General features: G+C 38.5%; 12 protein-coding genes. 2 read left to right on the top strand and 10 right to left on the bottom strand.

Annotation, left to right across the window (positions count from 1 at the left end):
• Nucleotides 1-277 precede the first annotated feature (277 nt).
• Nucleotides 278-1,624: a gluconate:H+ symporter gene (locus MHH64_RS02155; RefSeq protein WP_095310102.1), complete on the bottom strand. Its 1,347-nt coding sequence runs from the start codon at nt 1,622-1,624 to the stop codon at nt 278-280.
• 599 nt (nt 1,625-2,223) lie between these two features.
• Here MHH64_RS02155 and MHH64_RS02160 point away from each other — a divergent pair.
• A complete protein-coding gene (locus MHH64_RS02160; RefSeq protein WP_340002617.1) occupies nt 2,224-2,391 on the top strand; it encodes a hypothetical protein in 168 nt (55 codons plus the stop codon).
• A 213-nt stretch (nt 2,392-2,604) separates the two neighbouring features.
• Here MHH64_RS02160 and MHH64_RS02165 read toward each other — a convergent pair whose 3' ends face one another.
• The 9 genes from MHH64_RS02165 to MHH64_RS02205 all read right to left on the bottom strand — a co-directional run bounded on the left by MHH64_RS02165 (nt 2,605) and on the right by MHH64_RS02205 (nt 12,088).
• Entirely contained in the window at nt 2,605-3,390 is a 786-nt protein-coding gene (locus MHH64_RS02165) for an SDR family oxidoreductase (RefSeq protein ID WP_251659777.1), read from the bottom strand.
• Nucleotides 3,391-3,707: 317 nt separating this feature from the next.
• Nucleotides 3,708-3,866: a hypothetical protein gene (locus MHH64_RS02170; protein WP_340002618.1), complete on the bottom strand. Its 159-nt coding sequence runs from the start codon at nt 3,864-3,866 to the stop codon at nt 3,708-3,710.
• 102 nt (nt 3,867-3,968) lie between these two features.
• Nucleotides 3,969-5,414, bottom strand: a complete 1,446-nt coding sequence (locus MHH64_RS02175; protein ID WP_095310099.1) for a carbon starvation CstA family protein — start codon at nt 5,412-5,414, stop codon at nt 3,969-3,971.
• 310 nt (nt 5,415-5,724) lie between these two features.
• Complete coding sequence (locus MHH64_RS02180) at nt 5,725-6,609, bottom strand: VOC family protein (protein ID WP_340002619.1); 885 nt, start codon at nt 6,607-6,609, stop codon at nt 5,725-5,727.
• Between the two features lie 88 nt (nt 6,610-6,697).
• The gene (locus MHH64_RS02185) at nt 6,698-7,138 is read right to left on the bottom strand and encodes an SRPBCC family protein (protein ID WP_251659769.1); all 441 of its coding nucleotides are present in this window, start codon (nt 7,136-7,138) and stop codon (nt 6,698-6,700) included.
• A gap of 204 nt (nt 7,139-7,342) precedes the next feature.
• Nucleotides 7,343-8,209, bottom strand: coding sequence for a fructosamine kinase family protein (locus MHH64_RS02190; RefSeq protein WP_340002620.1), 867 nt, complete (start codon nt 8,207-8,209; stop codon nt 7,343-7,345).
• A gap of 221 nt (nt 8,210-8,430) precedes the next feature.
• On the bottom strand, nt 8,431-10,020 hold the full coding sequence (locus MHH64_RS02195) for a long-chain-fatty-acid--CoA ligase (RefSeq protein WP_340002621.1): 1,590 nt from the start codon (nt 10,018-10,020) through the stop codon (nt 8,431-8,433).
• Between the two features lie 137 nt (nt 10,021-10,157).
• The gene (locus MHH64_RS02200; protein ID WP_095310087.1) at nt 10,158-11,723 is read right to left on the bottom strand and encodes a cation acetate symporter; all 1,566 of its coding nucleotides are present in this window, start codon (nt 11,721-11,723) and stop codon (nt 10,158-10,160) included.
• Nucleotides 11,720-12,088, bottom strand: a complete 369-nt coding sequence (locus MHH64_RS02205; RefSeq protein ID WP_340002622.1) for a hypothetical protein — start codon at nt 12,086-12,088, stop codon at nt 11,720-11,722. Before MHH64_RS02205 ends, MHH64_RS02200 begins: the two co-directional genes overlap by 4 nt.
• A gap of 506 nt (nt 12,089-12,594) precedes the next feature.
• On the opposite strand from MHH64_RS02205, the gene MHH64_RS02210 reads away from it, so the two are divergent.
• Complete coding sequence (locus MHH64_RS02210) at nt 12,595-13,194, top strand: TetR/AcrR family transcriptional regulator (protein WP_340003253.1); 600 nt, start codon at nt 12,595-12,597, stop codon at nt 13,192-13,194.
• Nucleotides 13,195-13,230: the final 36 nt, after the last annotated feature.

The following is a 13,230-nucleotide window of genomic DNA, read 5'->3' on the forward strand; positions in this document are numbered from 1 at the left end:
TTGTAGATTTCCCATTAAAAGTTGTAATCTTGTAATCTGTAAAGGAAGTTGAATACATTGTTTCCTATTCCGTTTCATTTTACTTACTTTAATAGTTGATAGTATGCAATTTGCAACACTATTAATTATAAGCCATATTCCCTCAAAGTAAAAGTAATTGATAAAGCGATTTCAATACTAATTGGAATACCAGCGTTCAAACGAAATCTGGAAGAACTGCATGTAAAAAAACAACCATTTTATAGAACAGAATCTATAACATGGTTGTTTTGTTTTTTTAAATTATGATATCTAATAATAAAGTACATACAAGACCAGATACAGCAACGATTGTGGACAGTACGGTATATGTTCCAAATGCTTCTTTTAATGTCATACCTAGAGATTCTTTAACCATCCAGAAGCCGGCATCGTTAACATGTGATGCAATAGCACTACCTGCTCCTGTCGCAAGAGCAACTAGCTCTAGATTAACGTCGGGAATTCCAGCAAGTGAAGGTATAACCAATCCTGCTGTTGTTAGCGTTGCAACCGTTCCAGACCCTAAGCAAATACGTAATATTGCTGCGACCATCCAAGCAAAGAAGACCGGAGACATTGCAGATCCTGCAAAGATATCAGCAACATAATCACCAACACCACCATCAATAAGCACTTGTTTTAAAGCACCGCCACCACCGATGATTAGCAGCAGCATACCTAAGGCATTGATTGCGGAAGAACAAGAATCCATTAATGTCTTAATTGGAATATTTCTTCTCAATCCCATTGTATAAACTGCCAGTAATAAAGAAAGCAACATAGCAGTTGAAGAATTACCAATGAAACGAATCAAACTCACTAACATGTTATCGGAAAAGCCGAAGACCGGCTGAACCATATCAACGATAGCACCTAAAGCCATTAGAATAACAGGAAACAGTGCTGTAAATAAACTAATACCAAAACCAGGCATTTCTTCTAATTTAAATGTCTTTTGGACACCAAACGATGCACTGCCTTCTCTCGTAAATGCAGTCGGCACAATCTTTTTTGCAAGCTTCGGATACAAGATACCCGCAAAAATAACTGTTGGGATAGCGACTATAATTCCGTAAATTAGGACCAAGCCAATATTTGCACCATATTCCGCAGCTACTACGGTTGGGCCTGGATGCGGAGGTAAAAATGCATGCGTTGCCAATGCAGCAGTAACCATTGGTAGTCCTAGTTTAACAATAGAAACTTTTAATTCCTTTGCGATTGAGAATATAATCGGAACAAGTAATACAATTGCTACTTCAAGGAATAATGCGATACCAACTATAAATGAGGCAAATAATACAGCCCATTGAATTCTTTTTTCGCCAAATTTGTCAATTAGCGTTATCGCAATGCGGTTCGCTCCACCTGCATCTGCAATTAATCTACCAAGCATGGCACCCATACCAAAGATTAAGGCAATGTGACCAAGTGTTCCACCTAAACCGCTTTCAATCGACCCAACAACTTCCCCCATAGGCATTCCTAGCGCTAGGGCTACAATAAACGAAACAATAATTAATGAAACAAATGTGTTTAATTTAAATTTCATGATAAAAATAAGTAGTAACAGTACCCCTATTGCAACAATTAATAATGGCATATATTAGCCCCCCAATGTAATTTTTAGCAGTTCTGTTTGCTTTATATAAAGATATTGTAATTTGTTCCTTATAGATAGCAGCATCTCAGTGCGCTCCCACTATATACACTCTCAATAAATGACCAAACTCATTCATCTCAAACTCAATTGGCAGTGCTTACAAAATGAATTTAAAATAGAGAATCAGACTGCCTGCTTTTGTTCTCTGTTCGCCATTAGCGACGTACATAATCGCTATATGTGCTAAATCGCAACATTTTTCTAAGATACCAAGATAAAATTCACAACACTTCTTTCTATTCACAGTCTGAAATAGTTTATAAAGTACTAAACTGTTGTTTTTCGCATCAAAGTCATTTTATACTGTGTTTATATTCTTGTCAAGAGAATAAATAGAGTTGTTTTTGTTTGTTTTTTCAACAGTTTTATTGAATTAATTGGTAGAGAGTTATTCGTGTAGTGTTTATTCTGTACGGTATAAAATGAGCAGAATTATATTTCATAGCATCCGTTCGATAACAGCGTATAATAGGGTTAACGGAATTTTTCTTATTTACTCTTATATATGTACAATTTGTAATTTAGAAGGAGAGATTCAATTGAGGTGCGGCGAAAAGTGCTTTCTTGTGGAAGCTGAAATAGATGGAAAAAAACTGCTTAAAACGATAAATGCCAGAACACATGCAGAGGCAAGAAAAACCATCCGGAAAGAACATGGTGCAACAACACCTATCGTCGCTGTGCGAGAAAAGAGAAGTAGTCGCTAAATTGCAGAGTAAGTTTATTTACAGAAGGTATTCTTCATTCTAGTCGGCTTAAAAGTTATGCATTGAATTGTTGTAAGCCCAACCTGAAGCTTTTTGAGTTCGAATGTGTGCGGAATACTGAAGAAACAGGGAATCTGTTTCTGATCCCCTGCTTCTCCATATCTAGAACTGTTTAATTCATTTATCCGCGTTTAAATAATATCTAATTGAAACTTAATATTTATAAGACTGTCCACCATCAATTGGCACAACAGCGGCATTAACAAATCCTGCATGGTCAGATAAAAGGAAGGCAGTTAAGTAGCCTACTTCTTCTGGTTTACCGAAACGTTTCATTGGGTTTGGCTCGACAAATGCTTTTCCAACTTCTTCCCAGCCATCTTCGCCACCCATTTGTTTTAATGATCCTTCAACCATTGGGGTCATAATTGCCCCTGGAGCAATTGCATTAATTGTAATACCGTATTGGCCATACTCAATCGCAGAGTTATGTGTTAATCCAACTACACCATGCTTACTAGCGGCATAGCCTGATTGGTTGCCAACACCACGAATGCCACCTACTGAAGCAGTATTTACTACGTGCCCGCTGCCATTTTCCTTCATCACTTTCAGAACATATTTTAAGCCATAGAATACACCATTCAGGTTAATATCAACAACTTTTTGGAATTCATCTGAACCGAAATCTTCTGTCAGGTTTTGTTTTCCTTCAATTCCAGCATTATTAAAGAATCCATCAATCGTGCCAAATGCTTCTACTGTTTTATCTACATAATTTTTTACTTCATCCTCATTAGCAACGTTCGCCGTTACTAGAAGAACTTCTGCACTAGGTGCTACCTCAAGTACTTCCGTTTTTGTTTCTTCTAATCCCTTTTCATTTAAATCAACTAAAGATAATTTTGCCCCTTCTTTAGCTACTTGTAATGCTACAGCACGACCTAGACCAGATCCTGCCCCAGTGATAAGTACTGCTTTCCCTTCGAACCTTTCCATATATGTCATCCCTCTCTGCTGTTTTTATATTCTAATACTTTTAATTTAATTATATTTAATTAAGGTATTTTGAATATAGTATAAATGTATCGTAATCATTTTATTTTGTCAATTTAAAGGTCCTGAGATTGACCCTTTATACTTTCTCCGTTTTAGTCAGGCGTATTCATTTTTGCACTATTTCTCTTAACGTTTTCGACCCAATCAACGCCTATCAATGCTTGGATGGTTCTATTCAACTTACTTATGGGACAGTTTTGCATATGGAAAAACCCTGCCACTTCTATATAAAGTGACAGGGTAATTGATGATATTTATCATATTGACTTTAGATTGAAGGCTTTTTTACCAATAACCATATAACTTCCGAATAAAATGGTGAAAATACCAGCTAGAAACATGATAATTCCAAAAATATTTGTCGCAATTCCTTCAAACAGAAAGAACCTGACAAACTCTCCTATATCTTTATCCATCCCCGTAATCTCCTTTTTGGGAACGTAGGGTCAGGATCATCGCCCCAAAACAGAAGGTAATTTGGGACAAGGAATCAAAGAGAATCTTTGTCCCTTCACCCGCTACCCTGCTTTCACATCCGAATCCTCATTGTTGCCGGCTGCTTTATGTTTAATAAGTTGTCTTACAAACCATGCAAGTACAGCCAACCAAATAACCATTCCTAGAATCAGTGAAATACCATAGCTCAGATTAAATCCCTCTGGTGCGTAAAACCAATACGTACTTACTACCGCTGTCATGAACAATGCAGGAATACTGCAGATCCAATGAAACTTGTTATTTTTTAGAAGATACATGGCTGCAGTCCATAACATTACCGCAGCAACAATCTGATTAGATCCACCCACATAGCGCCAGAGGAAGCTATAATCAATCGTAGAAAGATATAGTGCTGGTCCTGCTATAGGAATAATAAGTAATGCTAACTTCCCTTTTCCTTTAAAGTCTTTTTTAGTTATTTGAGTCAATAATTCTGCAAGCATCATTCTTGAAGAACGTAGTGCCGTATCACCGGTCGTAATTGGAAGGACGACAATACCCAATATTGCAAGAATCCCGCCAAATGTCCCCAGTGTTGTTAGACTGATTTCATTAACAACTCCAGCAGGCCCTCCTGCGTTCAGTGCTGTCTGCAATGCACCAGTACTGCCAAAGAAGGTCATTCCTGCTGCTGCCCAAATCATGGCAATAACCCCTTCACCAATCATTGCTCCATAAAACACTTTTCTGCCTTCACTCTCTTTTTTCAAGGTTCGAGCTAGTATTGGACTTTGTGTACTATGAAATCCAGAGATTGCACCACAAGATATGGTTACCATTAATAATGGCCAAATTGGCATCTCTCCAGGATGTAAATTGCTTAATGTTAAATTTGGAATCGAGTAATCAAAAAAGAACAAACCAATTCCAATCGACACAGCCATAAAAATTAAAATCGCTCCAAAAATTGGATAAACCCTTCCAATTACTTTATTAATTGGCAGAACTGCTGCAAGTACTAAATAAACGAATATAATAAGAAGCCATGTCGTAAAGTTTAGTGGTGTTATTTGCGTCAATAACTGAGCAGGTGCTGCAGTGAAAGCCGCCGCTACCAAAACCATTAGAAATATCGAAACGATTGTCGTAATATATTTTAAATTTTCCCCCAAATATTTACCGACAATTGTCGGAAATTGAGCTCCATTATGCCTAAGTGATACCATTCCGGAGAAGTAATCATGTACCGCTCCAGCAAAAATACAACCAACAACAATCCAGATAAATGCTACTGGACCATAAAGCGCACCCATTATTGCGCCAAAAATCGGACCGGTTCCAGCGATATTTAAAAGCTGAATTAAACTCGCTTTCCACCAACTCATTGGCATATAATCAAGACCATCATTGCTTGTATAGGCAGGCGTTGGGTTTTGGTCATTAATGCCAAAAATTCGTTCAACCACCTTCCCATAAACGATATAACCAACAATTAACAACACAATAGATGCTATAAAAGTAACCACCGCTGAACCCCCCTTTTTCTAAAAATTTAAATATAATAATATAATGGATAGTATGAAAAATCAATGACTTTTGACATTTTTCTACAAATTTCTACTATTTCAAGTAAGTATTTGCCATATAACCAATTATCCAGTTATATAATCAAATATATTTCTTAATATCCAGTAAAGAGAGGTCAGCTTATAGAGCAGATGAGTTATTACACCTTAAAACGAATGGAGTGTAACAAAATTCACCCCTATCTCCAAATACAAAACATGGCCTTAACTCTATACTACCCAAGAGTTAAGGCCATGTTTTGATATTACTTTATTTTGCCAAACGAGCTCTTTCCAATGCGCTAATGTCAATTTTCTTCATTTTCAGTAGTGCTTCAGAAGCTCTGCGTGCCTCATCCTTGGGCCCATTAAACAAAACTTCATCAATGTTATCCGGAACAATCTGCCAGGAAACACCGAATTTATCTTTGACCCAACCGCATTGTTCCGATTCTGGTACGGCAGAAAGCTTGTCCCAGTAATAATCAATCTCTTCCTGGTCTTTACAATTAATAATGAAAGAAAATGCTTCATTAAAAGTAAAATCAACGTTCATTCCATTATCCATTGCTGCTATATTCATTCCAAAAAGATTGAAATCAGCATATTTCACGCTTGCCTCTGCTGAGTGGGATTCACCAGATTCATACTTGCTGATTATCCCTGTTTTAGCATGTTCAACTATTTCGGTGTAGAAGTTTACTGCTTCTTCAGCCTTTCCGCATGCATCCCCAGAGAAAAGCATATTTGGCGTAATTTTTTGTGAAGCCTGGCCCTCGTCTACGAGCATTAACTGCCAGGACAAACCATAGCGATCCTGCACCCAGCCATACAGCTTGCTAAACGGATATTCGCCAAGTGGCATTAATTCCGTGCCCCCGTCTGCTAATGCCTCCCATTTGGTGTTAACTTCTTCTTCGGTCACGCAAGCTACCATTAACGAAACCGTTGGGTTCAATTTGAAATATGGACCCGCACTTATTGCTTGAAATTCCTGACCAGCCAGTTCAAAGCTTACTATTTCAGAGTCACCAGATGGCGTGTCTCCAATAACAGCCACATGCAGTAATTTGGACTGATCAAATAAACTGATATAAAACGAAGCTGCTTCTTTTGCTTCCTTGTCATACCATAAATGCGGAACTATTTTTTGCATAAAACCCCTCCAACATTTAGTGTTTTTTACTCTGTATTCTAGTATTTCAAAAATGTCGTTGTTTCCCCACCATTATGAAAAACAGCTTTTAAATTTCTTGGGTAGAGATAGCTTCACTATATTTTTTAAAATTATCAAGTATCGCCTGCCACCCTGCTTTCTGCATCTCAATGGAATTGGTATTTTCAGCTTGGAATGTCTCCACTACCTTTGTGCCATTTTCCTGACCAATAAACGTAATTTCAACTTTTCTACCGTCCTCCAGCGTGTAAGAAATTAACTCATACTGCTTAACTTCATCATAAACGCCTGTGAAATCAAATCCGAAGCTGCCGTCTTTCGCTTCCATTCGTGTTAGGAAGTTACCTCCCGCTCTTAAATCGTTCTCTGCTTTTGGTGCATGCCAGTCATCAGAAGCATTGGACCATTGTGTGATGTGCTTTGGATTCGTCCAGCATTCCCACACTTTTTCAACTGGTTTTTGAACTGTTGTATCAACTGTTATGATTTCTTTCTTACTCGATTCCATTCTTAACACCCCGCTATTGTAGAATTAAGTTAATCATATATGTAAACGCTTTAATATTCAACTAGGATTCTAGATGAATTTCATTACATAAAATCATTTCCCCTAAATTCCTACATATCAAATTTAATCACAATAATTTCTAAGCTGATGGAAACTTCAAGAAGCTGTTCATCCTCATTCACAATGGTATGCAAATAATCCTTTCTATCCAACATACTTTCTAACAATTCGGTCGACTGATCCTCCATACGATTCACCAAACATGTTTAAGTGAGCTAGTAGATAATATAGTTGATAAAGTTCTTTTCGTGTTTCATATTCCGGTGATAATGGAAACACAGAATGGTACGCATCATAAAAACGTTGTGAAAAACCTCCAAATAACTCTGTAAAAGCCATTTCAAACTCATGGTCTCCAAACAAAATGGATGGGTCGATTAAATAGGGTACTCCACCCTTACCAGTCATCCAGTTTCCTCCCCAGAGATCTCCATGTAATGTACTAGATTTAGGATTATTCGGAATCCATGTATCAAGTTTTTCTAGTAATCTCATTAGTTGTTTGTTTCGCTCTCCAGATATGCTTTTTTGTGATTGTCCTATTTTTATTTGCTCCAATAGGCGAGCATCACGATAATAAGTAAGCCAGCTATTGTGAAGATGATTGTCATGCATTAGCTTCCCGATATAACTTTTACCTTCCCATCCAAATCCAGGACCCTCACTTAAATGCAATGCTGCTAGACGCTCACCTAAGATCTCATCCGTATTATTTTCTTTCTTCCCTTCAACCCATTCCATAAATAGCATTGGTATTTGTGTTTCCTTATCCTTCTGCACACCATAAACAGCAGGAACATTTATCGCTCCTGTTTGACGAATGGCAGAAAGTCCTTCTGCTTCAAATTCGAAAAAGGAAACATCCATTTCTTTATTTAACTTAACAAAGTATTCTTGGTGTTTTGTTCGAACATAATATGCTTCATTAATATCCCCGCCAGTGACAGCATGAATTTCTTGAATTTGTTCTTCTTGGATTTGTTTTAACCCTTTTTGGATGATAGGTTTCATGGTATCGCTCCTTGCTTAATGCTGTTGATCGTTTTCCCCTTTAACTTGATATAAAACACCATACATAAATTTTTATACCTCTCGGATTACTCTCGAAATGAAAACATCCCTGTAAGTTAGATTTTATAATCTAACTTACAGGGATCGGCACCATCAAGATGGCGCCTTTTGTATTTATGATTGAAGCAATATAACCCGATACCATTGCCCTACTTTCCTTCTTAATTAACCATTCTATCCTTGTTTTTCCAAAATTCGTTTCGTAAATGTGCCTTTTGTATTTTGCCCGAACCTGTTTTAGGCAGCTCTTCTACAAAGCTGACGGATGTTGGGGCTTTATAGTGGGCGAGCCGTTCTCTTGCAAAAGCAATGATTTCTTCTTCCGTTACCGTTGCTCCATCGCGGACAACTACAACGGCATGCGGGGTCTCTCCCCATTTTTCGTGAGGGATGGAAATCGCAGCCGCTTCTATTACTGCTGGATGTTCATACAGGATATTTTCCACCTCAATGGACGAAATATTTTCTCCACCGCTAATAATAACATCTTTTTTCCTGTCGACAATTTCAATATTTCCTTCACTGTCGACGACTCCCATATCCCCGGTATGAAACCAGCCATTTCTGATGACTTCATTTGTCGCCTTTTCATTCTTCCAATAGCCTTCCATCACACCGTTGCTCCGAATTACAAGCTCACCAATTTCCTGACCGTTAGACGCAACTTCTTCACCTTCTTCATTGACTACCTTCACGTCAGTTAAAAACATTTGATAGCCCGCCTTTGATTTCATCCGGTATTGGACTTCTTTAGGCTCATCTACATGTTGGGCGCGGATAAGTGATGTAAGAGTAAGTGGGGATGTTTCTGTCATTCCATAGATTTGTATAAATTCCCAGCCTAATTCTTCCTCCACTTTAGCTACAAACGTAACAGGTGGTGCGGAACCGCCAATGACAACCCTTACATTTTGATTTATATTTAGTTTGCCTTCATCATAATATTGGAGCAGGGAATTCAGCACGGTAGGGGCCATATGCATAATCGTCACATCATGCTTTTGCAGCTTTTCGAAAATAATATTAGGACGGGTTTTTCTTAACATGACCTGGGTAGAACCGTTCCCTGTATAATAAAATATCGAGCCCCATCCATTGACGTGAAACATAGGCAATACATGAAGCACTGCGTCTTGGTCAGTTACATGTAAATGATGCATTACTTGAAGGGCCTGCAGGTAATTGTTTCGATGCGTGAGCATAACGCCTTTCGGATCTCCTGTTGTGCCGCTTGTGTAAAGCAGGCTGGCAATATCTGTTTCGTCCATTTCTGCACGGTCAAACGGCTTTGCCGAAAATCGGTCCAGCCACACCTCATAATTAAGATCGTTTTCTTCAAGTTCGATTTTGCTACCCCCGTGAACAATGATCTGTTCAACATTTAACTGTTCTCGGACCGGATCGATAAGACCGTACAATTCATAGTCCACAAGTAAAACTTTAGTTTCACTATGGTTTAGAATAAACAAATAATCATTCGGCTTTAACCGAATATTTAGCGGGACAGTAACGGCTCCCAATTGAAATACTCCGTAGAATCCTTCTAACATTTCCAATGTATTTGGTGCCAAGATAGCAACTTTGTCACCTTTTTCGACCCCAAGCTCTTTCAGCCCGTGGGAAAGCCTGTTTACTCTTTCATTTAGCTCAAAATAAGTGACAACCTTTTCGTCATCAATGACTGCCGTTTTATCGCCATATAATTTAACGGCTCGATCTAAAAAATCTGTTAATAGTAATGGTACGTACATTTTGACCCCTCCCAACAGTATACTAAGAAATTTCATTTAAAAATTATAATTTTTCAGCATAGGTGCGATCTTCTTTGCAGAATCATCACTCCTGCTTTTAAAATTCCGCTACTTGTGGCTTGTCCAGAAACAGCCCATTATGCAGCATCTTCCTTCGAATGAACCTTTCGCATGAACGAGTTTACGTCTGCCGGCACCTTTCCATCCAGTTTTGATACGATAATTACGGATAAGAAACCGATAGGGACAGTAATGATGCCCGGAACTCTAAATTGCAACGCTTCCGGCAGAACGGATGAGAAAAAGATCATGAACATGGAAGCCAAAAGACCCATAACTAGACCAGCAATCGCCCCTTTTTCCGTGATGCCTCTCCACCATATACCAAGTATAAAAATGGGGGCAAATGTACTTGCCCCGACGGTAAAAGCAAGAGCAACGAGGTGGCCAATAGACGCTTCTTTAACCAAAATACCAAGGATTCCGTAAAGTATTCCGAGAAATACAATTGCCCATTTCGCGGCACCAACACGTTGCTTTTCCGTTAGTTCTTTCTTTGAAAACTTTGCATACAAGTCATGGGCGATCGCTCCCGAACTGGCAATAAACAGTCCTGACAGGTTTGAGAAAATTGCCGCAAATGCACCTGCAATAACGAGTCCCAGAAGCCATTGACCTCCAAGCGCCGTTGCTATGGACGGAATTACCATGTTATCGCCACCGGTAACCAAGTTATTCATAACCTCGGAACTTGCATTCCCTTCCAAAAAAATCGCCCGACCGACAACACCGAGGTATACAGCGAGCCCAAAGAATAAGCTAGCAATACCAATCGACATAACTGCAGACTTCCGTGCGGCTTTGGCATTTGGATTTGTATAAAAACGCAATAAAATATGAGGTAACCCTATTACTCCCAATGCAAGCCCGATCACCATGGAAAGGCTATGCCAAAAATTTGGATTAAAAGCTCCCGATTGGTACCATGTTGCCCCGTTGAAGACAATATCTTTTCCGTCTTCTGTAAAGGCGCCTGTGTTGATGATTGTTCCAGTGAATTCACTGATGGTCGCTAGAATTTGCTGGTAATGGAAACCACCATAAATGGCGGCCCCAACCATAACGATAAACGCGCCCAATCGGATCCAAAGCTCCAACGCCTGATTTAATGTTGTTCCTTTCATTCCGCCGACTCCAACATAGAAAATCATGACAACAGTTGTAAAAATAATTCCTAATTCATAGGAAGTCCCAAAGAACATGCTTAAAATGGATGCAGCTCCAAGCAACTGTGGTGCTGCATAAAAACCTGAAATAGCCAAAACAACAACTACAGCGATAACCCTGGCCCGTTTGCTGTGAAAACGATACGCGACAAAATCAGCTACGGTATACGCCCCCAATCGGCGCAATGGACCGGCGACAAATAGTGCCAAAAGGGTTAACCCGATTGAAAAGCTAAATGTATAAAAGGCTCCGTCATAACCAATGGAGAAGGTGAGACCTGCAAGACCTAGAAATGTGGCAGCGCTCAGGTAATCTCCAGCAATCGCTGAACCATTTGTAAACCAACCGAACACACGCCCACCAACGAAAAAGTCGCTTGAATTATCATTTCTTTTTGATAAATAGGTAATATAGACAATAGTTCCTAGCAGAATAATGGTAAAAAGATACTTTGGGTCCAGCAATATTTCCATCATACAACCGTCTCCTTCTCTTCTTCATTTCCGGCTGAAGGTTTGAGTGCTTGAACTTTCTTTTCCCATCTCTCATAAAGCCTGGTATGCACATAAGCAATGACAAAAGCCATAACCATGGCAATTATTGATGTTAAAAACCAGCTTGCAGACATTCCGCCAACCAGTTTGGTAAATGCCCAATCCGGTTTATACCAGTTCATCACCGGAACCGAAATAATAAAAATAAAATAAATAATGGTCAATGATAAACCGGTTCGAAATTCGGAACTAACAATATACTTTGTTTCCCTATCCAGATTTTGCAGCTTTTTGATGTCAACCGTTTCACAAGGCTCGTCCGTCATGACAAATTCTCGTTCTTTCAAATCAGATTCAACTCCCTTTGTATTTTGTCTCTGTGCCGGATTATCCAGTCAAGACACGTGAGGTAGCCGGCTTTTTGCTATTCTTTAAGCCCCTGATATTCTTTCACGTCAGTTTTATATAATGCCGGAGCCTGAAACTCAATTGATAAAGCCGTTCATCATTAACCGTTTCTTTTGTTGGGAAATAATTATAAAATATTCCTTGCACCACACCTGCCTTCAACATTAATAATGGAGTGTCAAAATAATCCGTCTCCCAAAAATCCCCTCAGCTATCGATTTTCAATAATTTTTGCCTTGTCATCACCCCTTTTCTCTGCTAACTAATTTTTGCCCCTTGTTAATTGTGACAGGTGATTCACTTTTTTATTTTTGATTATACTAAATTTTTTCAAAACTTTCAAGATAGATTTATTTTAGTATATTTACAAAGTTTAAATTCTATCTTAAAATGAGAGATAATTTAATTGTCATATATAGATGAAGATAAAGTAACAAAAAGAGAGGTGATTTACTTGTCACTAAAAACTGAAAAAGAATTAACGAAAAAGGGGTTAAACACACGAAAGAAACTATTAAAAGCAGCTGAAAAGGTTTTTGGTACGAGGGGGTATTTCGAAGCGTCAATTGTCGAAATCACCCAAGAATCAAATGTTGCGCAAGGGACGTTCTATAAGTATTTCCCCTCAAAAAAGGCGATTTATGATGAATTAGTTCAGCAAATGAGCCGGGATATGCGGATTTTTATTAAACAGGCAATCGAAAAATCGCCTCAGGTCAATGTGCATCGAAGAGGTTTTGAAGCATTTTTTGAGTGGGTAAGTGAAAACCGAAACTTATACAGCATTGTTCTGCAGGCTGTTATTGTTGATAAGGATTTATATCGCTGGTACTACGAGAAATTAGCAACTGGTTATATTAGAGCTTTAAAAGAAATTGATAATACAGGTGAATTTAAGTTACTAAACCACGAATCGTTGGCTTATAGTTTAATGGGCATCGGTCAGTTTCTCGGGATGAGATGGATTTATTTAGAAGAAGAAGAAATCCCTGAGGAAGTGTTGGATGTAGCAATGGAGATGGTATTACACGGAATTATAAAGTGAAAAAAAGACAAATTAGATGGGAATTATTTAAGAACT

This window comes from Oceanobacillus sp. FSL K6-0127 (genome assembly GCF_037983385.1).
GTDB lineage: Bacteria > Bacillota > Bacilli > Bacillales > Amphibacillaceae > Oceanobacillus > Oceanobacillus profundus.